Annotated in this window: 23 protein-coding genes; 16 read left to right on the top strand and 7 right to left on the bottom strand. The window is 63.4% G+C overall.

Annotation, left to right across the window (positions count from 1 at the left end):
- Nucleotides 1-3: 3 nt before the first annotated feature.
- The 4 genes from PI93_RS19040 (at nt 4) to PI93_RS19025 (ending at nt 4,305) form a co-directional block, all read left to right on the top strand.
- Nucleotides 4-879, top strand: a complete 876-nt coding sequence (locus PI93_RS19040) for a branched-chain amino acid ABC transporter permease (RefSeq protein WP_039369221.1) — start codon at nt 4-6, stop codon at nt 877-879.
- A gap of 18 nt (nt 880-897) precedes the next feature.
- Complete coding sequence (locus tag PI93_RS19035; protein ID WP_039369218.1) at nt 898-1,698, top strand: ABC transporter ATP-binding protein; 801 nt, start codon at nt 898-900, stop codon at nt 1,696-1,698.
- A complete protein-coding gene (locus tag PI93_RS19030; protein WP_039369215.1) occupies nt 1,695-2,408 on the top strand; it encodes an ABC transporter ATP-binding protein in 714 nt (237 codons plus the stop codon). The genes PI93_RS19035 and PI93_RS19030 overlap by 4 nt, the downstream gene beginning before the upstream one ends.
- 439 nt (nt 2,409-2,847) lie before the next feature.
- Nucleotides 2,848-4,305: a sensor domain-containing diguanylate cyclase gene (locus PI93_RS19025; protein WP_080759130.1), complete on the top strand. Its 1,458-nt coding sequence runs from the start codon at nt 2,848-2,850 to the stop codon at nt 4,303-4,305.
- On the opposite strand, the gene PI93_RS19020 is transcribed toward PI93_RS19025, so the two are convergent.
- From PI93_RS19020 to PI93_RS19010, 3 genes are read right to left on the bottom strand one after another with little or no spacing between them, the layout of a single operon-like run.
- The gene (locus PI93_RS19020) at nt 4,252-4,740 is read right to left on the bottom strand and encodes a dihydrofolate reductase (RefSeq protein WP_039369212.1); all 489 of its coding nucleotides are present in this window, start codon (nt 4,738-4,740) and stop codon (nt 4,252-4,254) included. The two genes, PI93_RS19025 and PI93_RS19020, sit on opposite strands and share 54 nt — an antisense overlap.
- On the bottom strand, nt 4,737-5,531 hold the full coding sequence (locus tag PI93_RS19015) for a thymidylate synthase (protein ID WP_039369210.1): 795 nt from the start codon (nt 5,529-5,531) through the stop codon (nt 4,737-4,739). Before PI93_RS19015 ends, PI93_RS19020 begins: the two co-directional genes overlap by 4 nt.
- A 59-nt stretch (nt 5,532-5,590) precedes the next feature.
- Nucleotides 5,591-6,700 (bottom strand): ABC transporter ATP-binding protein, encoded by a 1,110-nt coding sequence (locus PI93_RS19010; RefSeq protein WP_039369207.1) that lies wholly within the window; start codon nt 6,698-6,700, stop codon nt 5,591-5,593.
- 296 nt (nt 6,701-6,996) lie between these two features.
- Between PI93_RS19010 and PI93_RS19005 the strand changes: the two genes are divergently transcribed.
- The 9 genes from PI93_RS19005 to PI93_RS18965 all read left to right on the top strand — a co-directional run bounded on the left by PI93_RS19005 (nt 6,997) and on the right by PI93_RS18965 (nt 18,820).
- Nucleotides 6,997-8,817, top strand: coding sequence for an ABC transporter permease (locus tag PI93_RS19005; protein WP_236105794.1), 1,821 nt, complete (start codon nt 6,997-6,999; stop codon nt 8,815-8,817).
- Between the two features lie 553 nt (nt 8,818-9,370).
- Complete coding sequence (locus tag PI93_RS19000; RefSeq protein ID WP_039369205.1) at nt 9,371-10,294, top strand: LysR family transcriptional regulator; 924 nt, start codon at nt 9,371-9,373, stop codon at nt 10,292-10,294.
- A 161-nt stretch (nt 10,295-10,455) separates the two neighbouring features.
- Entirely contained in the window at nt 10,456-11,532 is a 1,077-nt protein-coding gene (locus PI93_RS18995) for an ABC transporter substrate-binding protein (protein ID WP_080759129.1), read from the top strand.
- Nucleotides 11,533-11,660: 128 nt separating this feature from the next.
- On the top strand, nt 11,661-13,688 hold the full coding sequence (locus PI93_RS18990; RefSeq protein ID WP_039369201.1) for an aconitase family protein: 2,028 nt from the start codon (nt 11,661-11,663) through the stop codon (nt 13,686-13,688).
- A gap of 3 nt (nt 13,689-13,691) precedes the next feature.
- Nucleotides 13,692-14,975, top strand: a complete 1,284-nt coding sequence (locus tag PI93_RS18985) for a CaiB/BaiF CoA transferase family protein (protein WP_039369198.1) — start codon at nt 13,692-13,694, stop codon at nt 14,973-14,975.
- A gap of 101 nt (nt 14,976-15,076) precedes the next feature.
- Entirely contained in the window at nt 15,077-16,177 is a 1,101-nt protein-coding gene (locus PI93_RS18980; RefSeq protein WP_039369196.1) for a CaiB/BaiF CoA transferase family protein, read from the top strand.
- A 117-nt stretch (nt 16,178-16,294) separates the two neighbouring features.
- Nucleotides 16,295-17,083 carry a hypothetical protein gene (locus PI93_RS18975; protein WP_236105796.1) on the top strand — a complete coding sequence of 263 codons (789 nt, stop codon included), beginning with the start codon at nt 16,295-16,297 and terminating at the stop codon, nt 17,081-17,083.
- A 71-nt stretch (nt 17,084-17,154) separates the two neighbouring features.
- On the top strand, nt 17,155-18,285 hold the full coding sequence (gene dinB, locus PI93_RS18970; protein ID WP_039369592.1) for a DNA polymerase IV: 1,131 nt from the start codon (nt 17,155-17,157) through the stop codon (nt 18,283-18,285).
- Nucleotides 18,286-18,310: 25 nt separating this feature from the next.
- Entirely contained in the window at nt 18,311-18,820 is a 510-nt protein-coding gene (locus PI93_RS18965; RefSeq protein WP_039369194.1) for an MgtC/SapB family protein, read from the top strand.
- Between the two features lie 251 nt (nt 18,821-19,071).
- Here PI93_RS18965 and PI93_RS18960 read toward each other — a convergent pair whose 3' ends face one another.
- Nucleotides 19,072-19,527, bottom strand: coding sequence for a hypothetical protein (locus PI93_RS18960; RefSeq protein WP_144400480.1), 456 nt, complete (start codon nt 19,525-19,527; stop codon nt 19,072-19,074).
- A 127-nt stretch (nt 19,528-19,654) separates the two neighbouring features.
- Here PI93_RS18960 and PI93_RS18955 point away from each other — a divergent pair, with 127 nt between their 5' ends.
- Entirely contained in the window at nt 19,655-21,148 is a 1,494-nt protein-coding gene (locus PI93_RS18955; RefSeq protein ID WP_039369188.1) for a cryptochrome/photolyase family protein, read from the top strand.
- A gap of 272 nt (nt 21,149-21,420) precedes the next feature.
- On the opposite strand, the gene PI93_RS18950 is transcribed toward PI93_RS18955, so the two are convergent.
- The 3 genes from PI93_RS18950 to PI93_RS18940 form a co-directional block, all read right to left on the bottom strand.
- Complete coding sequence (locus PI93_RS18950) at nt 21,421-22,359, bottom strand: urea transporter (RefSeq protein WP_080759128.1); 939 nt, start codon at nt 22,357-22,359, stop codon at nt 21,421-21,423.
- Nucleotides 22,360-22,609: 250 nt separating this feature from the next.
- On the bottom strand, nt 22,610-24,328 hold the full coding sequence (locus PI93_RS18945) for a glutamine--tRNA ligase/YqeY domain fusion protein (RefSeq protein WP_039369181.1): 1,719 nt from the start codon (nt 24,326-24,328) through the stop codon (nt 22,610-22,612).
- Between the two features lie 238 nt (nt 24,329-24,566).
- Nucleotides 24,567-24,764 (bottom strand): hypothetical protein, encoded by a 198-nt coding sequence (locus tag PI93_RS18940; RefSeq protein ID WP_039369178.1) that lies wholly within the window; start codon nt 24,762-24,764, stop codon nt 24,567-24,569.
- Nucleotides 24,765-24,911: 147 nt separating this feature from the next.
- On the opposite strand from PI93_RS18940, the gene PI93_RS18935 reads away from it, so the two are divergent.
- Together PI93_RS18935 and PI93_RS18930 are read left to right on the top strand one after the other, a co-directional pair.
- The gene (locus PI93_RS18935; protein ID WP_039369175.1) at nt 24,912-25,427 is read left to right on the top strand and encodes a hypothetical protein; all 516 of its coding nucleotides are present in this window, start codon (nt 24,912-24,914) and stop codon (nt 25,425-25,427) included.
- Between the two features lie 556 nt (nt 25,428-25,983).
- A complete protein-coding gene (locus PI93_RS18930; RefSeq protein ID WP_039369172.1) occupies nt 25,984-26,217 on the top strand; it encodes a hypothetical protein in 234 nt (77 codons plus the stop codon).
- Nucleotides 26,218-26,272 lie beyond the last annotated feature (55 nt).

The following is a 26,272-nucleotide window of genomic DNA, read 5'->3' as shown; positions in this document are numbered from 1 at the left end:
GCAATGGACTGGTTCAATAATTTCTGGGCGGTTTACAGCAATCTGGTGCTGACTCTTGGCACCAATGCGCTGCTGGCCCTGTCGATTTACCTCACGCTCTCGTGCGGCATGCTGGCCATGGCCAATGCGGCATTCATGGGCATTGGCGCCTATACCGCCGCATTGCTGACGATGAATTACGACACGCCGTTCGCGGTGTCGCTCGCGGGCGGCATGGCGGCACCGGCGCTGGTCGCATTCATCATCGGCAAGCCGACGCTGCGTCTGTCGGGCGTGTATCTCGCGATGGCGACGCTCGGTTTCGGCGAAGTCGTGCGCGTGCTGATTCTGAATACCGAAGACCTGACCGGCGGTGCACTCGGCCTGAATGGCATTCCGCAGCTCACGCAGTGGTGGCATGTGGCGGGTGCTGTCGTGATTGCCCTTGCCGTGTTGTGGCGTCTGCGTCGCTCCAAGGTCGGTCGCGCCTTCGAAGCCATCAAGGAAGACGAGACGGCGGCGGGCCTCATGGGGATCAACGTCACCGGCTACAAGATGCTGGCGTTCGTGCTGGGGGCGGTGCTGGCCGGTCTGGCTGGGGCGCTCAATGCGCATCTCACGTTCTTCATCGGTCCGAACGAATTCGGGTTCGACCGTGGCGTCGAGATTCTGACGATGGCAATTCTGGGCGGTATCAATGGCTTGGTGGGTCCGGTTCTGGGCAGCACCATTCTGACGTTGTTGCCGGAATTGCTGCGTGCGTTCAACGACTTCCGCCTTGTGGTCAACGGCCTGATCCTGGTATTGATCGTGCTGTTTCTGCCCAAGGGTATCTGGGATCCGATGCGATTTCGCCGTTGGTTCCGTGCCGACAAGGCGCGTTCGGCCTCTTCCACGTAAGCGGACGGGGGACACGACATGCTCAAGCTTTCCAATATTTCCAAACGATTCGGTGGATTGCACGTTCTGCAGGACGTGAACATCGAGGTGCCGCAGGGCACCATCTTCGGTCTGATCGGCCCGAACGGTGCGGGTAAGACGACTGTCTTCAACCTCATCACCGGCCTGTTGCAGCCGACCGGCGGCAGCATTACGTTCGACGGCGAGAGTCTGGTGGGGCAGAAGCCGCACAAGATCACGCAGCGAGGTATTGCCCGCACGTTCCAGAACATCCGCATCTTCAAGGAGATGACGTTGATCGAGAACGTGGTGGTCGGTATGCATCGGCATCTTTCCTACGGCCCGGCAGGTCTGCTGCTCTCGTTGCCCGGTTTTCGCGAGATGGAGAAGCGTTCGCGTGAGCGCGCTCATGAATTGCTGTCGTGGGTGAAGCTCGACCACAAGGCATACGACATCGCCGACAACCTCTCGTATGGCGACCAGCGCAAGCTCGAGCTGGCGCGTGCGCTGGCGACCGAGCCCAAGCTGTTGCTGCTCGACGAACCGGTGGCGGGCATGAACACAGGCGAGAAGGTCGATCTCATGAGCGAGATCGAAAACATCAAGGCGCGCGGTTACACGATCTTCATGATCGAGCACGACATGCGTTTCGTGATGGGTCTGTGCGAACGCATCGCGGTATTGAACTTCGGTCGCATCATTGCCGAAGGTAAGCCCGACGAGATCAAGCACAACCCGCAGGTCATCGAGGCCTATCTTGGTCGCGATGATGACGACGATACGGCCGCGCTTGCGGTTGGCGCGGAGGACAAGGCATGAGCGCGTTGCTTGAAGTGAAGGGCCTGAAAGTGGCCTATGGGCATATCGAGGCGGTGAAGGGCGTCGATTTTTCGTTGCGCGAGCACGAGATCACATCTCTTGTGGGGGCCAATGGCGCGGGCAAATCGACGACGCTGCTGGCGCTGTCGGGCCTGATCAAAAAGCAGGCTGGCTCGATTCTTTTCCAGGGCGAAGAGATCGGTGGTCTGGCGCCGAACAAGATCGTGCAGCGCGGTCTGGTACAGGTCGCAGAGGGCCGTGCCACGCTCACGACGATGTCGGTCCGAGAAAACCTCGAGCTGGGTGCCTACACGCGTAGAGACAAGCAAAACGTGAAACCGGATCTGGACAAGGTGCTCGATCGTTTCCCGCGCTTGGCGGAGCGAATTGACCAGATGGCGGGCAATTTGTCGGGCGGTGAGCAGCAGATGCTGGCGATTGGTCGCGCGTTGATGGCGCGTCCGCGTTTGTTGTTGCTGGATGAGCCGTCGATGGGCTTGGCGCCGATCATTGTGCAGGGCATTTTCAGCACATTGAAGGAAATCAACGCAGACGGTTTAACGATTTTCCTGGTGGAGCAGAACGTGCGTCAGGCGTTGAAAATCGCGCAACACGGTTACGTGCTCGAAACGGGTAAGGTCGTGTTGGAGGACACAGGACGCAGCCTGCTGGGCAATCCGAGAGTTCTGGAGGCGTACCTGGGCGGTTGACGTCGAGAGAAAGAAAAGCCCGGCCCCGTAAGGGGGTAACCGGGGCGGAAGACGTAACGAATGCGGCGTCGACGGGTTATCTGACGATAACTGGTCGACGCCGTTTTGCATGGTGGGGGGTATTCCGAGAGCGTAGGCGGAGACGGATCGGGGCCCCTTTCTGCAGCGAGTTGGGTTTATGTCTGAGAGGCGGAAAGGGGCCCCGATCCGTCTGGGGGGGAGGTGTAAAGGTTTCGGGATAACCGACGTAAAAGTCAGTATAAAGGCCGGAATCAAGGCAACAACGAGAGGACAAGAAAGCGGGCGAGAAGGCACATTGGCAGAGGGCGGGAATTGGTGCATGCTGCGGTTAATTGGCTCCAGGAAATTGGCTACGGCGTGTCGAAATGGCCGGAGACAGAGAGGTCCGCAAGAGACTTCAAAAACCGAAAGGGATGACATGGACGGTTTTTTGATGGCGCGGGCATCGCGAGGGCAGCGGGCATTTGCCGGCTGTCTGGCGATTGCGATCCTTGCCGCTCTGACATTGGCGGCACCGCAGGCAACGACGGTGTTGCCTGCGGTTGCCCCCTTCCTGCCCATGTGTGGGTTGACGGTGTTCACCACGGCGGCGATCGCGTCGTTCCTGCTGGCGGCGCAGTTTCAGGTGAGCCGTTTGCCGGTGTTCGGATGGCTCTCAGGGGCCTATGCCTTTACGGCGTTGACGGTTGCGATGCAATTGTTAACGTACCCGGGCTTGTTCTCACCGCAGGGGTTATTCGGTGCGTTTCCCACGACATCCGGCTGGATCTGGGCGATCTGGCACGCCGGATTTCCGGTGTTGGTGCTCGCCGCCATGATCTCCCGGCGCATTTTCGCGCCGCAATCCGTGACGCAAATGCCGCCGACGGCGCGCGCGCTATGGGGATTCGTCGGCCTGCCCTTGATTGTGGGGGTGTTGCTCTGCATGACGGTACTGGCGGTGCAGTTGCCGCCGGCGCTGTCGCCGGCCACTGCACCGGGTGATTTCTCCGCACGGGGGGCGGGCATGGTGTTGCTCGTGGTGAATCTCGTTGCGCTGGGGGCGGTGCTCACGATCGGCCGTCTGCGCACCGTGCTCGATCTGTGGATGGCGTTGGCTGTCCTAGCGTGCGTGACGGACACCATGCTCAGTCTGATGAGTACCGTGCGGTTCTCGCTGGGCTGGTATCTGGCGCGACTGTTCAGTATGTCGGCGCCGGGGTTGCTGGTTTGCGTGTTGGTATGGGAAGTGACGCGTCTGTACCGGGAGCTTACCCGGGCGCACCTGCGACTGATCGAATACAGCAACCGCGACGCGCTCACCGGTATTTTCAATCGCCGTTACTTCAACGACCGGTTTCCGCGCGACTTTGAGCAGGCACGTCGCTCGGGGCAGCCGCTATCGCTGCTGATGGTCGACGTAGACAACTTCAAACGTTACAACGACCAGTATGGCCACCCGGTGGGTGACGAGTGCCTTGAGCATGTGGCGCTTGCCATCATGCGGGCGACGCATCGGCCGGTGGATATCGTGGCGCGTTACGGTGGGGAAGAGTTCGTGATCGTGTTGCCGGACACCGGCGTGAACGGCGCGCAATTCGTCGCAACGCGCGTGACGGAGAGTGTCCGGGCGCTGGCGAAGCCCGCACCGGGGCCCCTCGGCGTTGTCACGGTCAGCGTGGGGTGTGCGACACACGTTCCCCGGCAGGGGGATGCCACGGATACGCCGGAACGGTTGATCGCGCTGGCCGACGAGGCGTTGTACACGGCCAAACGCCTTGGCCGTGACCGGGTGTATGTGTCCGTGGAAACGCCACCGCAGGGCGGTGGGGAGGGCAGCGAATCAAACGCGCTCGTAGGTCACGAACGCGTAGTCGAAGTCGTTCGGCGCGGGTGAGTGATGCGTCTCGCGGGCCGTCTCTCGCCACTGCGCGGCGGGCAGATCGGGGAAATGCGCGTCGCCCTCGAAGGCTTTCGCGATTTCCGTGACGATCACCTTGTCGGCGCTCGCCAGCGCTTCGGCGTACAACTGCGCGCCGCCAATCAGACAAATTTCCTCCACTCCAACGCACAGCCGCATCGCATCGACGAGTGAGCCGGCGACGTCACAACCGTCGATCTTCAGATCCGGATTGCGCGACACCACGATGTTGCGGCGTCCCGGCAGCGGTCGGCCGATCGAGTCATAGGTCTTGCGTCCCATCACGACCGGCTTGCCGAGTGTGGTGCGTTTGAAGTGGGCAAGATCTTCCGGCAAACGCCACGGCAATTGATTGTCGCGCCCGATCACGCCGTTCTTGGCGCGGGCGACGACCAGTGTCAGCGTCGTCATACGGCCACCGGTGCCTTGATATGCGGATGCGCTTCGTACCCGACGATCTGGAAGTCTTCGAAACGGTAATCGAAAATCGAATCGGGCTTGCGCACGATTTCGAGCTTTGGCAGCGGGAACGGCTCGCGCTCGAGTTGCGTGGCGACCTGTTCCAGATGGTTGTTGTACAGATGGCAGTCGCCGCCTGTCCACACGAAGTCACCGACATCCAGCCCGGTCTGCTGCGCCATCATGTGCGTGAGCAGTGCATAGCTCGCGATATTGAACGGCACGCCGAGGAAGATATCCGCGCTGCGCTGATAAAGCTGGCACGACAGCTTGCCGTCGGCCACATAGAACTGGAAGAACGCGTGGCACGGCGGCAGCGCCATGCGCGGGATCTCGCCCACGTTCCATGCGGAGACGATCAGACGGCGCGAATCCGGTGTGGTGCGAATCTGGTCGACGAGTTGCGTGATCTGGTCGATGTGACCGCCGTCGGGCGTCGGCCACGAGCGCCATTGGGCGCCGTAGACCGGACCGAGTTCACCGTCGGCATCGGCCCATTCGTTCCAGATGGACACGCCGTTTTCCTGCAGATAGCCCACGTTCGTGCTGCCCTGCAGAAACCACAGGAGTTCATGCACGATGGACTTGATATGCACTTTCTTCGTCGTGACGAGCGGGAATCCTTCCTGCAGGTCGAAGCGCATCTGATAGCCGAACACCGAGCGCGTGCCCGTGCCCGTGCGGTCGGTCTTGTCTGTGCCATGTTCGAGTACATGGCGCATGAAGTCGAGGTACTGTTTCATAGGCCCATCCGTTTTGCCGGATTTTACCAGCCTCTGAGTGACGGTGCGCTGCCGGTGCGTCAGACCGGGGCGGAACTGGCCGCGAACGCTACCGGATGCCGCACTGTCAGGCGCAGCCCCACGCGTTCGCCCGCCTCGTGCGTGAGCTCGCCGTCAACGCGTGCGATGACCTCCTGACCCGATGCCAGACGCAGCGTGTAAAGCTGGTCCGCGCCCCGGAACGCCCGCCGCACAAGCGTGGCTTCAAATGGGCTGGCGGGGTCATGTGCAATGTCGTCGGCACGCAGGAGCACGTCGACGTTCACCGGATAGGCGTCTTTCGCGGCGGCGCGCAGCAATTTGTCTGCCAATGCCGGCGAGACGGCAAGCTCCCCGAGTTCGAGCGAGATGCCACCGCCGTCGGCGTTTCCTCGGAACGTGCCCGGAATCAGCGCACCGCGTCCAATGAAGTCGGCGACCACCCGGTTGGCGGGCGCGCGCCACAACTCCCGCGCGGGCGACCACTGGGCAATCGCGCCCGCATGCATCACGCCGATGCGATCGGCCATTGCGAAGGCTTCATGCTGATCGTGCGTGACGAGAATCGCCGTCGCGCCGCTCGCCTTGATGATTTCGCGCACCTCCACGGCGAGCCGTTCGCGCAAATCGAGGTCGAGATTCGAGAACGGCTCATCGAGCAACAACAGGGCGGGCGAGGGGGCCAGCGCACGGGCCAGCGCCACGCGCTGCTGCTGACCGCCGGAGAGTTCGTGCGGATACTTGCGCAATGCGCCTGCCAGACCGACACGTTCGGCAAGCGTCGCCACCCGCTCCTGACGCTCCGTACGCCCCATGCGCCCGAGGCCGAACCCGATGTTCTGGGCGACGTTCAGATGCGGGAACAACGCGTAGTCCTGAAACACCACGCCAACGTGACGACGCTCCGGCGGTTCGTTCAACTGCGCGTTGGCGACTTCGTGCGCGTCGAGCACGATACGACCGCCTGCCAGTGGCTCGAAACCGCACACGGCACGCAGCACCGTCGTCTTGCCGCAGCCGGACGGACCGAGCAGGCAGCCGATCTCGCCGCGTGCGAGCGATAGCGACAGGTCGCGAACGGCCGTGTGGACGTGGCCGGCGGTGTCGTAATTCACGGAGATGTGGTCGAGCAGCAGATAAGGCAGGGGCATCGGCGTGGGTGGCGTGGGGTGTGTCGACGCTGGCGCATCAACGAAAACGGGGTGAAACATCGGATCGACGCAAGCGTATCGGTGGCTTTGCCCGGTAACCGGGCACTTTCTGCGACCGGCCGCGTCAGAGTCCCAATCGCGAATGCGTATAATTTACAACGTTTTAGACCGGTGAATGTCTGCCGGTTCCCTGCGACGACGTCAGGCGCACGGCCACCTGCCGTCACCGACGTGTTCTCAGCCGCCCGATTCGCTGGTTCGCCCACTCATTCACCGCTACCCGCCACGATTTGCCAATGTCATCGACGCCTCCGTCACGCGCCGCCACTGATCCCGTTTCCCTCGATGCGTTCTCCGGGGCGAGCGATCCGGCCGAGGGCCTGATCACGTCCGCCGCCGTGGCCGGGACGACGCAAACGCTGCCCGCAGGTCGCGCATCCGGCCTCGCCGGCGAAGTCGGCGACGCTCGCAGACGTGCCCGAGGCGGTGGCAGGGGCCGTCTCTCCGGGGTGGGGGCGTGGCGGCTGGTGGCGTGGATCCCGGCACTGATCGTGCTCGTGCCGATGTTCGGTATCGTGGCGGCGCTGGGCGCCGGAGACGCGGACACGCGTGCCGTCCTCGCCCATATGCTCGACACGGTGCTGCCCGAATATGCCCTCAACTCGCTGCGTATCTCGCTGGCGGTGAGCGTCGGCGTACTCGTTGCCGGGGTGGCGAGCGCCTGGCTGGTCGTGCACTATGCGTTTCCCGGGCGACGCCTGCTCGAGTGGGCGCTGATCCTGCCGCTCGCGATGCCCGCCTACGTGACGGCCTACGCCTATACCGACTTCCTTCAGTTCGCCGGGCCGGTCCAGAGCGCACTGCGCAAGCTGCTGGCGGTCGAGCGTGTGACGTGGTTTCCCGAGGTGCGCTCGTGGTACGGCGCGGCGTGGGTGTTCGCCGGGGCCTTTTATCCCTACGTCTATTTATTGGCGCGCACGGCATTTCTGGAGCACAGCCAGCGCGTCTTCGAGGCCGCGCGCACGCTCGGGTGCACGCCCTTGCAGGCGTTCGTGCGCGTGGCCTTGCCGCTGGCGCGTCCGGCGCTGGTCGCGGGCGTGGCGCTCGTTCTCATGGAGACGCTGGCCGATTATGGGGCGGTCGCCTACTTCGGGGTGCCGACATTCACGACCGGCATCTACCGTGCATGGTTGTCGATGGGCGACCGGGTGGCCGCCGCGCAACTCTCCGCATGTTTGCTGTTCACTGTGCTCGTTCTGCTGATTGCCGAAGCGCGCAGCCGCGCGCGACTGCGGTACTACGGCGCGCCCGGACGCGCCCCGACGACCTCGCGCCGAACCCGACTGCATGGTGCAAGGGCGGCATGGGCCACGCTCGCGTGTGCATTGCCGCTCGTCGTCGGCTTTGTGCTGCCCGTACTGATCATGCTGCGACTCGCCGTTTCGGAGCTGGATCAGGTGCCCTGGCCCCGCTACGGGGAATGGGTGTACAACACCGTGCGTCTGGCGGGCGTGGCGGCGCTGGTCGCGAGTGCCTTCGCGATCGTGCTGGGTTATGCACAGCGACTGGCGCCAGGGCGCGTGACGCGCATCGCCGTGCGGCTGGTCGGTGTCGGCTATGCCATCCCGGGTGCGGTCATCGCGCTGGGCATTCTCACCCCTGTGCTGTCTCTCGATAGCTGGCTTGGCAGCGCATTCGGCGCCAAGGGGCTGGTGCTCGCCGGGACCGGAGGTGTGCTGATCTATGCCTATGTCGTGCGATTCCTGCCGGCGGCATTGCAAAGTGTGGACGCCGGCTTCGGACGCATCGCCCCGAATCTCGACGCCAGCGCGCGCAGTCTTGGTGTGGGGGGCTGGTCGATGCTGCGCCGGGTGCATCTGCCGCTGCTGCGCGGCAGCGTGCTGAGCGCCGCGCTGCTTGTATTCGTCGATGTCATGAAAGAACTGCCGGCGACGCTTGCCCTGCGGCCCTTCAATATGGATACGCTGGCGGTCGTCACCAGCCATCTCGCCGCCGACGAGCGCCTCGCCGAGGCCGCGGTGCCTGCCCTGACGCTGGTGCTGGTGGGGCTGCTGCCGGTGCTCGTACTGGCGCGCGCCATGGCTCGACGTGCCTGAAACGCGACAGTTTTGTCAATGGCGTTGTCTCTTGAAGGGGTTGATGGTTGCCGCCCCGATAGCGCCGCACTATAGTCAAAACAGACCCGGCAACGAAACCGGGATGACTGAGCGGCAACAAAATGATTGCGATCGTCATTTGCAAATGTTGGCTGTTCATGGCCTTGGCGTCGGCACCATCGCCCGAGGTATCGTTCGACACGGCGGACGGTGGCTGGAATGCCGTTCTGCTGGCGGGAGCGATACGCTAGCGGTTGTCCTGGGAGGGACCGGCGCAGGCACTTGAAACGGACGCCCGACGTCCGATGGCAGCGTGTAACCTGTCGGCTTGAAGTCAGATTCGTGTCATTCGGCGCCTGACCGTTCTCCCTCTGAGTCGTCGAACCACCGTTTTCCCGGATTTTGCGTTCGCCGACAGTCATTCATGATGGTTCACGAGCGTTCATGGGTGATTCGGTGTTGTTTTCCGGTGTCGTCAGGGGTGGTCGCGAGTGGCGTTTTTGCTACACGCGCCGCAAAATCGCTGTCAATGCAGTGCCTTCGGGAGATAGGCATGGCGCTATGGCGGATCGATCTTGTCTCGCTGCGACTGTTCGTCGCCGTTTGCGAAGAGAGCAGCATTGCCCGCGCCGCCGAGCGCGAATTCATCGCGCCCTCGGCGGTCAGCAAGCGCATCAACGACCTCGAATCCCTTGTCGGATCGGCGCTTCTCCAGCGCCACAAATGGGGCGTGCGGGCCACCCCGGCAGGCGAAGCCCTGTTGCACCACGCGCGCAATGTCCTGCGCAGTCTCGAGAAGATGCAGGGCGATTTGTCCGAGTACACCAGCGGCGTGCGTGGTCACATCCGCATCTTCGCCAACGTTTCCTCGATTGTCGAAACATTGCCCGATGAACTCGGCGCGTTCCTGCGTCGCCACGAAGGGGTGAAGGTCGACCTCGAAGAGCACACCAGCGCGCAGGTGGTGCGGGGGGTGGCCGATGGCGCGACCGACATCGGCATTTGCTGGGACGCGGTCGATACCCGCGACGTCGAAGTCTTTCCCTACCGGCACGACCAGATTGTGACCGTGCTGCACCGTGAACACCCGCTGGCCTGTGCGGAGCAACTCGCGTTCATCGAGACACTCGATTTCGATCAGATCGGTGTGCATCCGGACAGCGCCATGTATACCGTGCTGCGACGCCTGGCCGCCGAGCAGGGCAAGACGGTCAAATTCCGTATCCATGTCTCGACCTTCGAAGCCGTGTGCCGCATGGTGCGCGCGAACCTCGGACTCGCGATTGCGCCGCGCGAAGCCGTCGGCATCTATTCGCAGGTCACCGACGGAGAGGCGTTGCGCATTGTGCCGCTCACCGATCCGTGGGCGCAGCGGCGTCTGGTCGTATGTGTGCGCCGGTACGATGCTTTGCCGGTCGCGTCGCGCATGCTGGTCGACCATTTGTGCGCCCGTAACGTAACAGCGGGTAACGCCTGATGCGTAGCGCTGCCGCAAGCATCGCAATCGGCGATGTCTGGCATGCCGAAACACAGCTTGTCGCAGCATCGGGGGCAGTGGATGCTTGGGGGGCCGATAGCGATTCCGGCCGACGAGCCGGAGCGCGCCTGTGTCCCGCTTCGTGCGGGAGGAGACACGCGATGACACATGCCGAAGCGCGCCGTGTGCGCGATGCCGTGGGACGCTTGATTCTCGTTCTCACGTTGATTGCGCTGGGCCTGGTGGCATTGAGCCTGAGCGCCGGGGCGTCTGCCGCTCCCGCACAGCCGCTCGAAAAGACGAAGGTCACGATTGCCGTAGGCGGAAAGCCTGGCCTCTATTACCTGCCGCTGACCATCGCCGAACAACTCGGTTATTTCAAGGACGAAGGCCTCGACGTGACCATCGACGATTTCGCCGGTGGCTCGAAAGCACTGCAGGCCGTGGTCGGCGGGAGTGCCGACGTCGGCACCGGTGCCTTCGAACACACGCTGCTGATGCAGACCAAGGGGCTGACCTATCAGGCGTTTGCCGTACTGGGCGCCGCACCGCAACTCGTGCTCGGGGTGGTGAAGGCCAAGGCCGGTGAGGTCAAGTCGGTCAAGGATCTGAAGGGCATGCGCATCGGTGTCAGTGCGCCCGGATCGAGCACGCACATGCTTGTGAACGTCGCGCTCGCGAAAGTCGGGCTCAAGCCGGCCGACGTGTCGATCGTCGGCGTCGGGAGCAACGCAACGGTCGTCGCTGCCGCCCGCGGCGGACAGGTCGATGCCGTCTCGAACGTCGATCCGATGATGACGCTGCTGCAGGAGTCTGGCGATCTCAAGGTGCTTGTCGACACGCGCACGCAGGCGGGCACCCGCGCCATGTTCGGCGGGCCGATGCCGGCCGCCGTGATGTACGCACCCCAAAGCTTTATCCAGAAAAATCCGCATACGGTGCAGGCGTTGGCCAACGCTATCGTGCGGGCGGACAAGTGGCTTCAGCATGCCTCCGCCGCCGACCTCCTGAAAACGGTGCCGGAACCCTATCTGTTGGGCGACAAGACGCTCTATCTGAAAGCCTTCGCCAACTGTCGCGAGGCATTTTCGCCGGACGGCATGATGCCCGCCGACGGTCCTGCCACGGCGCTCAAGGCGCTCGCATCGTTCACTCCCGAAGTCAAGCCGTCGCAGATCCGGCTGGGCGATACGTGGACCAACGCATTCGCGATACAAGCGAATCGGCAGTACCCCTGAACATCTGCCGACGAACGCGCGTTTGGACCTCATGACTTCACTTTTTCCAGGTTGCCGCATGACAGTTCGGCACGGAACTTGCGATCGAAACGGGTGAACCCATGCGGGAACATTCGAGGAGCGATCTCATGCAAGCCACCGTGCAATTGAACGGACGCGTGCTGTGGTTGAGCGAGCGTGCCGAGGCCATGACCCGGCAACTGGCGGGCGAGTCACTGACGCGTGCCGAGGCCGGGCCCCTGCGCGACCAGATTTCCACCGACGAGATGACGCCCGCATGGGCGTGTCTGGCGTTCGACGAGACGTTGGGCGACTACGTTTATGTCGGCTTGCGATGCAGTGAAGACGCGGTAGATCCTGCCGGCGTGTTTCCCGTCAGACCGAAAGCGGTGCGCGAAGGCGGCTTCGCCCTCTCGGTCGCCGGACTGCGCCGGGGCAAGGGATCGTCGCGAGAGGCAAGTCCATTTGCCGAATGGTGTGCTGGCATCCGTGTCGTGATTGCAGAGAGTTTCGAGCGGATCTACGCGCAGAACTGCCAGAACCTCGGATTGTTGATGTCGACCGACCTGGCGCTGGCCGAGCGTTTGCAGGCGGGAGAGGCGGTGCCGATGGAAGCCTTCCTCGAAGACTGCGATCCGTTGGCCGAAGCCATCGTGCGCAGTGGCGGGTTGTTCGGCTACACGCGGCGGCGTCTGTCGGGGGATACCGTGCCACCGCGTCCCGAGCACCCGGCGGGGGCGATGACCTACGGCGAGAAACTCATCGCACACGCGCTCGGCGTAGCGCGTGTGCGGGCGGGCGACGCCGTGTTCGTGCCTGCCGATTGGCGCTTCTCCCATGAGTACGTGACACCGATGGCCGTGAGTTTCCTGCGCCATGCCTTCGGCGATGAGGTGCCGGCATTGCACGATCCGGCGTCGATGCTTTGCTTCGAGGACCACCTCACCCATCTCGACGCGGTCTCTGCCGACGGCAGCCGCCCGCCGCCGCTGGTTGACGCAGCAAGACGTTTGGGGGCGGTGCAGCGGGAATTCTGTGCGCAGCACGATCTGCGGCTTCATGGGCGAGCGCCCGGTGGCGGCTCGGAAGGCATCTGCCATGCGCTGATGCTCGAACGCTATGCGTTGCCGGGGCAGGTGATCGTTGGCACCGATTCGCACACCCCGCATTGCGGCGCTGTCGGTGCCTTTGCGTTCGGCGTTGGCGCGACTGAAATGGCGAACGCGTGGCTCACGGGCGATGCACGCCTGACCGTCCCCGGCACCTGTCTTGTGCATCTGCGCTCGCAGTTGCCGGCAGGCGTAGGGGCGAAGGATCTGGCGTTGCATCTGCTGCATCTGCCGTACATCCGAGACGGCCGCGCCATTGGCCAGATCATCGAATTCGCCGGCGAGGCGGTGGCTCATCTGTCGACCGACGAGCGGGCGACGCTCACCAATATGGTCGCCGAAATTGGCGGGCTGACCGGGCTGATCGTGCCCGACGTCGAGACGGTTCGCTATTTGCGCGAGCGGCGTGGCATCGACGTCTCGCTAGCGCCGTGGATGACCAGCGATGCGCAGGCGTCCTACGCCCATGTCATCGAGATCGATTGCTCGCGTCTTGGGGCGATGGTGGCGAGTCCGGGTGACCCGGGCAACGGGGTGGCGCTTGCCGATATGACGGGGGTCGTGCCCATCGATATCGCTTATGGCGGATCGTGTACGGGCAGCAAGCGCGACGATCTGCAGGCCTGTCACGACGTGCTCGCGTGGGGACTGTCTCACGGGCATCGCGTAGCCGAGCGTGTGCGCTTCTACCTGCAATACGGCAGTGAAGACGTGCGTGCGTGGTGCGAGGCGCAAGGCTATGCCGAGGTATTCAAGGCCGCTGGCGTGACGATGCTCTCGCCGGGGTGCGGCGCGTGTGTGAATGCGGGGCCGGGCGTCTCCCGTGCGGCGGGGGAAGTGGTCATCAGCGCTCAGAACCGGAATTTCCCCGGACGTTCCGGTCCGGGACAGATGTGGCTGGGCAGTCCGGCTACCGTGGCGGCGAGTGCCTTGGCGGGGTACATCGTCGGCTTCGATCAACTACGACGCGACGGATTCGTTTCGCATGCCGTAAGCACGCCGGGCCGGCCGTGTGGCGAAGCGTCGCGAGCAGGTTCGGGAGGGTAGCCGATGCTGGATGAATCTCCTGCGGTGCCGACGCCGTTGCAAGGCATTCGCGTTGTGGAGTTTTCCCATATGGTGATGGGTCCTGCGTGCGGCATGGTCCTCGGCGATCTGGGTGCCGACGTCATCAAGGTGGAACCCGTGGGTGGCGACGCGACGCGGCGTCTGCTGGGCACGGGCGCGGGCTTTTTCCGTGCATTCAATCGGAACAAGCGCAGTCTTGCCGTGGACGTCACTCGGCCAGAGGGTCGCGAACTGATTCTGCGGCTGGTCAGCACGGCCGACGTGTTGACAGAGAACTTCAAGCCCGGGCGAATGCGCCAGCTCGGGTTGGACTATGCGACGTTGTCGCGTCTGAACCCGGCGCTTGTCTACGTCTCGCTCAAAGGCTTTTTGCCGGGACCCTACGCTGCACGCACGGCGCTCGACGAGGTGGTGCAGATGATGGCGGGGCTGGCCTACATGACGGGGCTGCCCGGGCAGCCCCTGCGGGCGGGCGCATCGGTCAACGACATCATGGGTGGCGTGTTCGGTGCACTCGCTGCGCTGGCGGCGTTGTACGAGCGCAAGACGACCGGACGCGGACAGGAAGTTCAGGGAGCGCTGTTCGAGAACTGCGTGCTGCTCGCGGCGCAGCACATGCAGCAGTATGCCGTGACGGGCGTGGCGCCCGATCCGATGCCTGCGCGCGTGTCGGCCTGGGGCGTGTACGACGTGTTCACGGCGCGCGATGGGGTGCAGATCTTTCTCGCAGTCGTGAGCGACACCCAATGGCGAATTTTCTGCGACGTGTTCGGCCGTCACGATCTGGCCGACGATGCACGGCTCGCGACGAACAACGACCGGGTGCTGGCACGCGACTGGCTGCTGCCCCTGCTGCGCGAGATGATGCAGGGATTCGACGCCGGTTATCTCGCGGCCGCGTTTGAGCGTCACGGTTTGCCGTTCGCGCCGATCGCAACGCCACAGACGTTGTTCGACGATCCGCATTTGCTCGCCAGTGGCGGGCTGGGCGATCTGGTCACGGAGGATGGCGAGCACACGCAGGTGCCACTGCTGCCGATCACCATGGCGGGGCAGCGCTTCACTGCGCGCCGCCCGTTACCTTTGGCCGGCGCGCACACGAACGAAATCCTGCGAGATCTGGGATATCTCGATGCTCAGATCGCCCGTCTGTTGAGCGAGGGCGTGGTGGCGGGGCCGCTGGACGAAACGTCTGCGGACGATGCCTCCGGTGCGGACGTTCACACCGGTCCCGTTTTGTGGGAGGACGGCGCCAGTCAAGGCTGAATTCAGCGCTTTCCGAGCGAGGATGGCGCGTTGTCTGCTTGCCGGCAGACGGCACGGCGCGGTACGGTGTGGGCATTGCTCCTCACACCTTCGCGCACGCCATGACCGAATCGCTCGATCTCTCTCAGGCACGTCAATCGTCCGCTTCGTCCCCGGGTGCCAGTGCTTCCGAGGCTGCCGACGCACCGCTTGCCGGTATCACCGTTCTGGATCTCACACGCCTGTTGCCGGGACCACTTGCGGGGCTTCGCCTAGCCGAACTCGGAGCACGCGTCATCAAGATCGAGGACAAGGGCGCGGGCGACTACGCGCGGGAGATGATGCTGGGGGAAAGCGAGGCGCCACCGAGTGCGTTCTGGCGGCTGCTCAATCGGGGCAAGTCCGTCGAGCGCCTCGATCTGAAGCACGACACGGATCGTGCGACGTTTCGAGATTGGGTGTCTCGTGCCGACGTGCTGCTCGAGGGATTCCGGCCCGGCGTGATGGCGCGGCTCGGCTTCGATTACGAGACGCTCGCGCGTTTGCGACCGTCGCTCGTGATGGCGTCGATCACTGGCTACGGACAGCGTGGCCCGATGGCGCAAGCCGCAGGGCACGACATCAACTACATCGGCTATGCCGGCGTGCTCGATCAGTTGGGCGACGCGGCGGACGCGCCCATCGTCCCGAACTTCCAGATCGGCGACTTGTACGGCGGCGGGCAGGCGACGGTGCAAGCGGTGTTGGCAGCTCTCGTTGCGGCGCAGCGCACCGGGCGAGGTCGTTGGCTCGATATCTCCATGACACACGAGGTCTTTCGCGCGAATCTTGTCCCCGCCGTGGCGTTGCACCGGCAGGGCCACGCGTCGCGGGCGGGCACCGATTTGCTCAACGGCGGCGTGCCTTGCTATCAGGTGTACCGCACACAGGACGCACGGCACATGGCCGTAGGGGCGCTCGAACTCAAGTTCTGGCAGACCCTGTGCGATGTGCTCGGACGCAGCGACTGGAAGTCGCGTCACTGGTCACTGGGACAAGCGATCGGTGGCGAGGATGCGCGCGAACTTCAGCGCGAATTGGCCGCAGTGTTTGCAAGCGCGTCGCAGGCGGACTGGGCGGCGCGTTTTGCCGATGCGGATTGCTGCGTCACCCCGGTGTTGCGTCTGGAGGAAGCGATGACGCATCCGCTGTTCGCGCAAGTGCGCGAGTCGCTGCTGCCCTGATGGCGACGGGGGCGATGTGAGGGGACGTTACCGAATGTCACAATTTTTCGAGGAGGAGAGACGCGAGGCATGGCGTTTCATCGCGTAGAGTCGTCGCTTACCGACACCGAAACGCCCATGACCCGACGGCACGCCTTGCACCGACATCGACACTGGCTCACCCATGCCGCGCGAGGACGATGGGCGATCGCGCTCGTCAGTGCAGCCGCAGGTGTGGCGATCTCCGGATGTGCGTCTTATCAGGACACACCGGTCGACCACGGGAAGGTGCGTTCGACGTCGATGACCACGGCCGATCTCGCACAGACCGACATCAATCGCATGGCGACGCTGGGCATGCGGGCCAATCTCGAGAGTTTGTACGTGCTGGCCGACAAGCTCTACAAGCGTAACCCGCGAGAATGGCGCAAGGGCGGCGCCACGACTCAGGCACAGGCGATGGCGCAACTGCGTGCGGCAGTCGAAGGGCGACGCAGTCTGCCGGAACTGAAGGACTTACGTGACGTGAAAGCGCTGTCGCTCTCGCTCGATCCGGCGTTCGGTGGCGATCGCGTGGGCGCTTTCGTCTTCAGCCTGTCGGACACGATCATCGCCGCTCATGGGGGAACGACCGTGTTTTATCTGAGCGATGGTCTGGACGCGCAGCGGATCTATAACGCGGCACGCAACGTCGAAATTGCCGCGTGGTTGCTGGCGAGTCGTCGTGATGCCGTGGGCAAGCCGTTGCTGCTCGCCAACGAGATTGCCGACGTGCGCAACGTGAGCTTCGAGCGGGAATTCGGGAAGGTCATCGGTCGGCTCGATCTGCTGGCCGAAATGCTCGACGAGAAGTACCGCCGAGCGGGCATCGGGTATGTGCAGAATCTGCTCGGCGCACAGTTCCTTCAGTTCCTGCCTGTGCGATGACGGGATGTCACTGATGAGGCGCATATGTTGCGCAAATGCTGTATATTTGCACAGTGTTTTCGCCGCCCGCCATGTCATCCTCAATCCGCAAGATCATTCACTGCGACGCCGACTGCTTCTACGCCTCCGTCGAGATGCGTGACGATCCGTCGTTGCGGGGAATTCCGCTGGCCGTCGGCGGGCAACCCGATCAGCGCGGCGTGGTGGCGACATGCAATTACGAGGCACGCGCCTTCGGTGTGCGCTCCGCAATGCCCTCGGCCCAGGCGCTCAAGTTGTGTCCCGAGCTGCGCATCATTGCACCGACGATGAGCCGGTATCAGGAGGCGTCACGGCGCATCATGGCGATCTATCGCGACTACACGGATCTCGTCGAACCGCTATCGCTGGACGAAGCGTATCTGGATGTCACGGACAGCGAACATTGCGAGGGCTCGGCGACACTGATTGCCCGAGAGATTCGCGCGCGTGTTGCCGCCGAAGTCGGGCTGACTGTCTCGGCAGGCGTGGCGCCGAACAAGTTCATCGCGAAGATCGCCAGTGACTGGCGCAAGCCCGATGGCATGTTCGTCGTGCGGCCTGCGCAGGTCGACGCGTTCGTGGCCGTACTGCCCGTCGAGCGCCTGTTCGGAGTGGGAAAGGTCACGGCGGAAAAGCTTCGTGCCCTGGGTGTGGATTCCTGCGGCGATTTGCGTAGCCACTCGATGGCCGATCTCACCGAGCGTTTCGGCGTGTTCGGGCAACGCCTTTTCGAGCGCTGCCGTGGCATCGACACCCGCGAGGTGAGTCCGGATCGCGAGCGCAAATCGATCAGTGTCGAGACCACCTACACGCGCGATCTACGAACGCTTGCCGAATGCGAAACGGCGCTGGAACCGCTGCTTCGCCAGCTATTGGAGCGCATCGAGCGGGCGCGCCGTAGCGAGCCGCTGTCGGTCGCCAAAGTCTTCGTCAAAATCCGCTTTGCCGATTTCTCGCGCACGACGGCTGAGGCCGGTGCGTTGGGCGTCGACCCTGCGCAATGCAGAGAATTGCTGGCGGAAGCGGTGGGCCGCAAACGCAAACCCGTTCGGCTCATGGGGGTGGGGGTGCGCCTGATGGAGGCGCAGGCGGCGCGTCAGTTGCGACTGTTCGACGACTGGGACGACGCTACCGCACTGACTGCGGCGCCACCGGGAGATAATGCGCCATCACAGGCATAGATCGCGCAGGCGAGTGAGGTGAGGGATGACGGAGATCATCGAAGTCACATTGCGGCTGACGGCGGCGTTGATTCTGGGCGGCCTCGTCGGGCTCAATCGAAATCTGCACCACAAGTCGGTCGGTTTGCGAACGCTGGCGATCGTATCGTTCGGCTCGGCCTTGTTCGTGCTGGCGGTCGTGCCGTTTCCGGGGTCGTCGCTCACCTTCGACGGGTCGTCGGTCGGCCGGGTGATACAAGGCATCGTTGCCGGCATCGGCTTTCTTGGCGCGGGGTGCATCATCCGTCCGAGCCACGGCGCCTCGGTGCATGGATTCACGACGGCGGCGGCGCTATGGAGTACGACAGGGATCGGCATCATTTGCGGTCTGGGCCGCTGGCATATCGCGCTTGTGGCGATGGCGCTGCTGCTTATCGTGCTGGCGGTCGGCGGACGCATCGAAGCGCTCGCGCACCGGTGGCTGGGACACGACGAACCGCGGGAGCCTTCGTCTGACGAGGACGCATCGGCGCCGCGTGGGCGCGACGGCAAGTGACATCCATGCAGCGTCTGCAGAAAATGCACATCGCTGTCTCCTCGCCCCGGACGTCTCGGGAAAAATTCTGCGGATACCGAAGAAAAATGCCCGCCGAAGCGGGCAAATGACGTTGTCGCAGTACCCCCAAAAGGACGTAAGAGGGCGATTTCATTTTGGTCACCGGTGTGTCGTTCGCCAATCGGGGCTTGCCCGATTAGGGAAAGCACGTCGGGGGGACTACGTAGGTTCTCGCGAGATTCGGCGGCCCCCTACCGCAGTGCGCGAAGCTCCGTGGCACGGGCGCGCGCGACTCTCAGGCCGTCGGCCTTGAGCGAGACGGTGGCGGCATCGGCTTGCTGCGCGGCATCGGTGGCTGAGGTGTACGTCACGATGGCGGCCTGCCGCTCGCGGTGGAATCGCTCGGTGATCGGTGCGCACTCTACGGCGGCTTCGTCCGCCAGCCGGGCGGGATCGGGGACGAGATTGATGTAGCGTGCCACGTGGCCGTAAAGACACGTCCGGTACTGGTCGGCGGCAGCGTCGGCAGCTGCCAGATGACGCTCGCGCAACGTGGGGGCGTCTGGCGCGGGGGCCCGCGTTGCTGCTGACGGGGTGTTCGGTTTCGATGGAGTGGCGCAGCCGGTGACAAGCAGGACGGTTGCGACACAGAAGAGGGCCGGCACGACACGGCGCGCGCGAGCCAAATTCGGAAACTTCCGAGTCATGAGGTAATCGAGGCCGATGGCATAAAGTCCGCGATCTCGCTATGGTACGGGATTTGAAGGATTCGTCCCGAATCGACTGATAGCGGCGCACAGGTGTCGCGTCAAACCGACATCGCGCTAAACCGACATGAGCGAATTCCAAAAAGGGCTGGTATGGATGCGGCGCGACCTGCGCTGCACCGATAACGCAACGCTGACGCAGGCGCTTGCGACGTGCCGCGAGGTATATGCGGTGTTCGTTTTCGACACGACAATTCTGGCAGGCCTGCCCTCCGACGATCGCCGGGTCGCGTTCATTCACGACAGTGTCGCCGAGTTGGCTGGCACGCTGGAAAGTGCCGGCGGCGCGCTGATTGTGTGTCACGGCGACCCCACGGTGGAGATTCCGTCGCTGGCAACGTCGCTGGGTGTTCAGGCGGTGTTCGCCGGGCGGGACTATGAACCGGCGGCGGTGGCGCGTGATCGCGCGGTGGCGCGTTCTCTTGACGAGATCGGTATCGTGTTCGAGGCGGTCAAGGATCAGGTGATCTTCGAGGTCAACGAAATTCTGACCGCGCAGGGCGAGCCTTACAGCGTGTTCACGCCTTATCAGCGGGCGTGGTTGAAGCAGGTGCGTCCCGTCGATCTGGCCCCTCACGGGCGCAAGGGCGAACTGCGGCGTCTGGCAGTACCTCCGGGCGGTGCACGCCCCCTTCCTTCGCTCGCATCGTTGGGTTTTGATGTGCCGGCCGCGCGACGGATGGCGATCCCGGCAGGAGAATCCGGTGCGCGCCAATTGCTGGACGATTTTCTGCCGCGCATGGCGCATTATCACGAGCGGCGCGATTATCCCGCCGTGCGCGGGCCGAGCTATCTGTCAGTACACCTGCGCTTTGGCACGATCTCGATTCGCACGCTGGCTCGCGAGGCGCATGCGGCCATGTTGAAAGGCGGTGATGCGGGCAGTGGCGCGCAGACCTGGCTTAGCGAACTCATCTGGCGCGAGTTCTACTTCATGATCCTGCACCATCATCCGGAGGTGGTCGGTCGTGCGTTCAAACCGGCGTATGACGCGATCGAATGGGCGTCAGGGAAGGGGGCCGATGCGAATTTCCTCGCGTGGTGCGAAGGGCAAACCGGGTATCCGCTGGTTGATGCCGCCATGCGTCAGATCAACCAGACCGGCTACATGCACAACCGTCTACGCATGGTCACGGCGAGTTTTCTGGTCAAGGATCTGGGCATCGATTGGCGACGGGGAGAGGCGTACTTTGCGCGCGCGCTCAATGATTTCGATCTGGCGGCGAACAACGGTGGCTGGCAGTGGGCGGCCTCGACGGGGTGCGACGCGCAACCGTATTTCCGTATCTTCAATCCGATCACGCAGTCGGAGAAGTTCGATCCGCAGGGCCGTTTCATCCGGAAGTATGTGCCGGAGCTGGCCGATTTGCCCGACAAGGCGCTGCACGCGCCGTGGCGAGCCGACGCGCAAACGTTGCTCGACGCCAAGGTGACGCTTGGGCGTGACTATCCCCAGCCGCTGGTGGCCCACGACGTGGCGCGCAAGGAGACGCTGGCACGGTATGCGGTCGTGAAGACGCCGGCCGTTTCCGGCAACTACGAAGACGCCGATACCGATTGACGAAAGATCGGTGTATACCCCGGTCAACTTTTCTCGCGGCCGACCGTTGATATGGGTAGGGCACACGAGAGGCCCGGGCTTCGGTAGCGGTTCGCAACGTCGGGGGGCGTTAGTGGGCGTCAGGCAGGGAGCAATACAACAGCGAGAAGCGCTCGGAGACGAGCGAAGGCAGGCCAAAACCACACAGAGAAGCTGACCGCACAGGCGGCAGCTTCGCCATACGGGGTTTGCGATGAGCGAGTGCCCGGAGCGTGAGCGTTCCGGGCATTTTTTTATGGGGAAGCGGGGCGGTGGCGCTGAGCCGTTGCACCTAGCACGATCCAGACCGCCAGATTGAACGGCAGCGTGAAGTACGGCCAGCCGAGCGAACTGAGCGCCTGACCGAGCGCGATACAAAGAACGCTGGCCAGGACGGCGCCGACAAACCGCACGGCAGGGCGGCGATGAAATAGCCCTAATCCGAGCGCCGCAAGAAAGGCGTTCACGCCGATGCCGCCAGCTTGTCCGGCCATCGCGGGCCATGCCGTCGCCAGCCCGGCGATGCCCGACCATACGGCAACGCCCGCCGCCAACGCCCACAGCGTGGCACGCAGGTTCCAGAGCGCGAGCAAATACCAGGTGAGCAGGCCCAGGACCAACGGGGCTACGAAGACGACCTGACCTACCGAGCAGAAGACGAAGCCGGGTGTGCCCGTGTCGCACGCGAGCGCTCCCGAGCGCGGCAGTAACGTTAGCCAGGGCTGCGCGGCCCACGTGAGCGCCATGACACCCACGAACGGGCCGGTCAGGGCTGGGAGCCGGTATCGGGCGAGTAGGACCGTCGTGAAGACGGTCAGGCAGACGCATACCGCGAGCCATGCGGCAAACGTGGCGTCGGGCTGCCACAAGGCGCCAAATGCAATGCCGGCCAACGCCCCGTTGTATCCCAGTAGTCCGCTGCGGCGTTGCTCGCGTGGCAGCCGTAGCGCAATTGCCAGACACGACGCGGCAACGCTGGCGGCCAGTCCGGACAGGGCTGCGGGCAAGTCGGCCAGGGCGAGCACGGCGAATAACCACAACCCGATACCCGCCGACGGAATGAAGTAGATCTGTGCGAAGTTCGCGACGGTGCCGTGCAACTCGCCGATCAGCCAGTGTTGTTCCCCCGCAGTCGGCGACGTGGACCGCGGTGAGGGGACATCCGGCATGGGCGACAGATGAGGCGTTGGCATGGGTGGACAGCGACGATTCTGGCGGTCGTTGAGGGTGGGCTCGCCTCAGGTGGGCCGTATTAGGTGAGCCGCCCAACCGGTGACGAACGATGGGCGCGAGCTTACGCCGAACCGGCCTGCCCGGGCGCGTCGGCCAGTTATAGTGGGTATTTGGTCTGTCGCCCCGTCCGTCTGTCGTCAAGCCAACGCTAAAAAAGCAAAACCCGCGCACGGCGGCGCGGGTTTTGTTCGGCGAGGGTTGCGATGGCGATTACTTGCCGCCGCCCTTGGCCGGTTTGACTGCCCAGCTATCCTTGAGCGACACGCTCCGGTTGAATACCGGCTTGCCCGGTACGGAGTCGTGACGATCGGCAACGAAGTAGCCGTGGCGCTCGAACTGCACGCGCTCCTCCGGTGCCACGTGCATCAGCCCCGGTTCGACGTAGGCCTGCGTGACACGCTTGGCGTTCGGATTGATGGCGTCGAGGAAGTTCTTCTCGCCGGCGTCCGGGTTCGGATCGAGGAACAGACGATCATAGATGCGCACCTCGGCAGCCACGGCGTGCGGTGCACTCACCCAGTGGATGTTGCCCTTGACCTTGTAGTTGTCTGCCCCCGGCGTGCCCGAACGACTGTCTTCGAAGTAGTTGCAATGCACGGCAGTGACGTTGCCGTCGGCATCGGTATCGAAGCCGGTGCACTCCACCACGTAACCGTAGCGCAGGCGCACCTTATTACCCGGGAACAGGCGGAAGAAACCCTTGACCGGCTCTGCCTGGAAGTCTTCGCGCTCGATCCACAACTCGCGCGAGATCGGGAACGTGCGCATGCCACGCTCCGGGAAGTGCGGATGTACCGGGGCCTGACAGTCTTCCTGTTTGCCTTCCGGATAGTTGTCGATGATGAGCTTGAGCGGATCGAGCACCGCCGTCGCGCGCGGTGCCTTCGGATCAAGGTCGTCGCGCAGGGCCTGTTCGAGAATGCTCATGTCGATCCACGACGCCGACTTCGCCACACCGATGCGCTCGCAGAACAGTTGCAGGCTCTCCGGCGAGAAGCCGCGGCGGCGCAAGCCGACGAGTGTGGGCATGCGCGGGTCGTCCCAACCGTCGACGTGCTTTTCGTCCACCAACTGGCGAAGCTTGCGCTTGCTCGTGATGGCATAGGTCAGTTGCAGACGCGCAAATTCGATCTGCTGCGGCGTCGGACGCGTGAACATCCCGGCGTCGGCCAATTCACCGAGCACCCAGTCGTAGAACGGACGCTGATCTTCGAACTCCAGCGTGCACAGGCTGTGCGTGATGTTCTCGATGGCGTCCTCGAGCGGGTGCGCGTAGGTGTACATCGGATAGATGCACCAGGCGTCGCCCGTGCGATGGTGGTGGGCGTGACGGATACGGTAGATGGCCGGGTCGCGCAGATTGATGTTCGGCGAGGACATATCGATCTTGGCGCGCAGCACGTGCGTGCCGTCGGCGAATTCGCCCGCGCGCATGCGACGGAACAGATCGAGGTTCTCTTCCACCGAGCGGTTGCGGAACGGCGAATCCTTGCCCGGCTCGGTGAGCGAGCCACGGTTGGCGCGCATGTCGTCGGCGCTCTGGCTATCGACGTATGCCTTGCCGCGCTGAATCAGGATCTCGGCGCCCTGATAGAGCTTGTCGAAGTAGTCGCTGGCGAAGTAGAGATGTTCCTTCTGCGGCGTCTGGTAGCTGAAACCGAGCCACTTGACCATTTCGATGATCGAGTCGACGTATTCGGTCTCTTCTTTTTCCGGGTTCGTGTCGTCGAAACGCAGATGGCACACGCCATCGTAGTCGCGCGCCATGCCGAAGTTCACGCAAATGGCCTTCGCGTGACCGATGTGCAGATAGCCGTTAGGCTCCGGCGGGAAGCGCGTTTCGACGCGCTGGCCCCATTTGCCCGAGCGATTGTCTTCGTCAATGATGTTGCGGATGAAATTGGATGCCGCGTTCAGCTCTGTGCTCATGCCTGACCAGTGTTTGGAGTTTGGCGAATATTCTACCGTACCGCATTGCACCACGGGCGGGCGTTCATGCCGTAACGCGGCGTGCAAGCGGGATGGCGCGGAGAATCGACCTGGGGAGTGATGCGGGAGAGCTAGCCGGAAAATGGCACGAATCGGCGGAAATCGACGAGAACCTGCGCCAGCGGTTGCAGGAGGGCGGGTTGCCGATGCCTCGCGAGCGGGCATCGGCGAGGCAGCGTCAGACGTTGGGGACTTGTACCGCCGTGCGCTGTCCGGGCCAGTTGGCATAGGACAGCAGCCAGAGGGAAATGATGTTCACGACCGGGATGAAGGCCAGTATCGTGAACCAGGGCGACAGGCCGAGCCGGGTCAGAATGCGCCAGACGGGAACCCCAACGAGCACGATAGCGACGAGCAAGCCAATAAGACTGGACATACGATATCTCCCGAAAGTCCCGCCGGCGGCGGGCCGTGACGCCAAGTATATAGCGCTGGCCAGCCGTCGCCGCGCCCGGATTGTTCTATCCTGAAAAGACTGCCGGTGCTGCCGGCGGCCTGTGAGCAACCCTCAAGGGAGGACATCATGGAACTGCACCTCCACTCGCATCGCTACACGCACCGTTCGCCCGACTGGATGGCGGCCGCCGTCGCCGGCTTCGTCGCCTGCGCTTTCTTCTCTGCGGTGGAAATGCTCATGGTGCTGCTGGTCTCCGGCCAGAGCCCGTGGGTGCCGCCCCGGATGGTCGCGGCCATCGTGCTGGGGCCGGGCATTCTGTCTCAGCCTGCCACGTTCGATATCTCGATCGTTGCCATGGCGCTCATGGTTCACGCGGCCATCGGGGTCGTGCTGGGCGTCGTGCTGGGTGCCATCGTCGCTCCGTTCCGGTTGGATTCGGACGTTGTGACCGTATCGGTGGCGGGCGCCGTCTTCGGGCTGATCGTGTATGCCGTCAATTTTTACGTGATGACGCAATTGTTTCCGTGGTTCATCGAGTCGCGTGGCTGGACGATGTTGGCCGGGCACGTGATCTTCGGGGCGTTCGCGGGCTATATGTACTGGGTACTGGCCCAAATCGACGACCGTACCTCAGCCCGCTAGACAGGTTTTGGCGTTTGTCTGCTTTGGTGCATGAGCAGGATTTTTCTGTTATCATTCGCCAACTGTGCTCATTTTTCCGTCATCTTCGGATTCAATGAGTGGCAGTCACCCGTGGCATGAAATGCCGGGCAGGTTCAGACCCCGCCCGGAGTTAGCCAACGTGTGGCACGATTATCACTACACATGTGCCACACGACCGTGCTACCGCATGTCGCCCTGAATGATTGGCGCGATTCCACGTGACCAACGTTCTTGCCGCTACCCCCGACCGGGTGGCAGTGCACCGTTCCCCGAAATAGGAAGTTGTACACAGAACGCCCCCATTGCGCCTTACGTTGCGCAGTGACGGTGTGCCTGCGGTCTTGTGCCGTACGCAGCGTTCAGCAGTGCCGTCTGTCGTATGTCAGTCACGCGAATGTCTCGTGCCTGTCATATTTGGCGGATAGTCTGCGTGCACTTCACGGAAACATTTGTGCAAATCTGCACTCTCATCACCGTAAGCCGATTGGAGAGGGATCGTTATTAGTCAAATTTTATGCAGTAAGAAGGATACAAAATGAAAACATCACAATATCAAGAATTCCAGTACAGCGTCCGTGCCGTGGAGCGTGACAACGCCCGCTGGGACGCGTTCTACGAGATTCACCGCCCGACGCAACGTGGGATGGAGAAGGTAGGCGCCTATCAGGTGCAGACCGCCTACGGCTTTGCCACGCAAGGTAACGCCCTTGACGACGCCGAGCGCAATGCCCGTGCCGACATCGAGCAGGGCATCGTCTACTACCAGTAAATCCAATCCCGAGTTCATTCCCTGTGCGCGATGCTGGCATCGTCGATTTGTGACG

It is taken from the genome of Pandoraea fibrosis, assembly GCF_000807775.2.
Taxonomy (GTDB): domain Bacteria; phylum Pseudomonadota; class Gammaproteobacteria; order Burkholderiales; family Burkholderiaceae; genus Pandoraea; species Pandoraea fibrosis.
Note: the sequence above shows the minus strand (reverse complement) of the source record. Positions and strands in the feature narration are given on the sequence as shown.

Bases quoted from the DNA above. Each gene is read 5' to 3' on its own strand.
- PI93_RS18945 (WP_039369181.1), bottom strand. From the start codon at position 24,328: ATGAGCACAGAGCTGAACGCGGCATCCAATTTCATCCGCAACATCATT.
- PI93_RS18930 (WP_039369172.1), top strand. From the start codon at position 25,984: ATGAAAACATCACAATATCAAGAATTCCAGTACAGCGTCCGTGCCGTG.
- PI93_RS18980 (WP_039369196.1), top strand. From the start codon at position 15,077: ATGACCGAATCGCTCGATCTCTCTCAGGCACGTCAATCGTCCGCTTCG.
- dinB (WP_039369592.1), top strand. From the start codon at position 17,155: ATGTCATCCTCAATCCGCAAGATCATTCACTGCGACGCCGACTGCTTC.
- PI93_RS18950 (WP_080759128.1), bottom strand. From the start codon at position 22,359: ATGCCAACGCCTCATCTGTCGCCCATGCCGGATGTCCCCTCACCGCGG.
- PI93_RS19020 (WP_039369212.1), bottom strand. From the start codon at position 4,740: ATGACGACGCTGACACTGGTCGTCGCCCGCGCCAAGAACGGCGTGATC.
- PI93_RS19040 (WP_039369221.1), top strand. From the start codon at position 4: ATGGACTGGTTCAATAATTTCTGGGCGGTTTACAGCAATCTGGTGCTG.
- PI93_RS18935 (WP_039369175.1), top strand. From the start codon at position 24,912: ATGGAACTGCACCTCCACTCGCATCGCTACACGCACCGTTCGCCCGAC.
- PI93_RS19035 (WP_039369218.1), top strand. From the start codon at position 898: ATGCTCAAGCTTTCCAATATTTCCAAACGATTCGGTGGATTGCACGTT.
- PI93_RS18965 (WP_039369194.1), top strand. From the start codon at position 18,311: ATGACGGAGATCATCGAAGTCACATTGCGGCTGACGGCGGCGTTGATT.
- PI93_RS18960 (WP_144400480.1), bottom strand. From the start codon at position 19,527: ATGACTCGGAAGTTTCCGAATTTGGCTCGCGCGCGCCGTGTCGTGCCG.
- PI93_RS19015 (WP_039369210.1), bottom strand. From the start codon at position 5,531: ATGAAACAGTACCTCGACTTCATGCGCCATGTACTCGAACATGGCACA.
- PI93_RS19000 (WP_039369205.1), top strand. From the start codon at position 9,371: ATGGCGCTATGGCGGATCGATCTTGTCTCGCTGCGACTGTTCGTCGCC.
- PI93_RS19005 (WP_236105794.1), top strand. From the start codon at position 6,997: ATGTCATCGACGCCTCCGTCACGCGCCGCCACTGATCCCGTTTCCCTC.
- PI93_RS18990 (WP_039369201.1), top strand. From the start codon at position 11,661: ATGCAAGCCACCGTGCAATTGAACGGACGCGTGCTGTGGTTGAGCGAG.
- PI93_RS19030 (WP_039369215.1), top strand. From the start codon at position 1,695: ATGAGCGCGTTGCTTGAAGTGAAGGGCCTGAAAGTGGCCTATGGGCAT.
- PI93_RS18955 (WP_039369188.1), top strand. From the start codon at position 19,655: ATGAGCGAATTCCAAAAAGGGCTGGTATGGATGCGGCGCGACCTGCGC.
- PI93_RS19025 (WP_080759130.1), top strand. From the start codon at position 2,848: ATGGACGGTTTTTTGATGGCGCGGGCATCGCGAGGGCAGCGGGCATTT.
- PI93_RS18995 (WP_080759129.1), top strand. From the start codon at position 10,456: ATGACACATGCCGAAGCGCGCCGTGTGCGCGATGCCGTGGGACGCTTG.
- PI93_RS19010 (WP_039369207.1), bottom strand. From the start codon at position 6,700: ATGCCCCTGCCTTATCTGCTGCTCGACCACATCTCCGTGAATTACGAC.
- PI93_RS18985 (WP_039369198.1), top strand. From the start codon at position 13,692: ATGCTGGATGAATCTCCTGCGGTGCCGACGCCGTTGCAAGGCATTCGC.
- PI93_RS18940 (WP_039369178.1), bottom strand. From the start codon at position 24,764: ATGTCCAGTCTTATTGGCTTGCTCGTCGCTATCGTGCTCGTTGGGGTT.
- PI93_RS18975 (WP_236105796.1), top strand. From the start codon at position 16,295: ATGACCCGACGGCACGCCTTGCACCGACATCGACACTGGCTCACCCAT.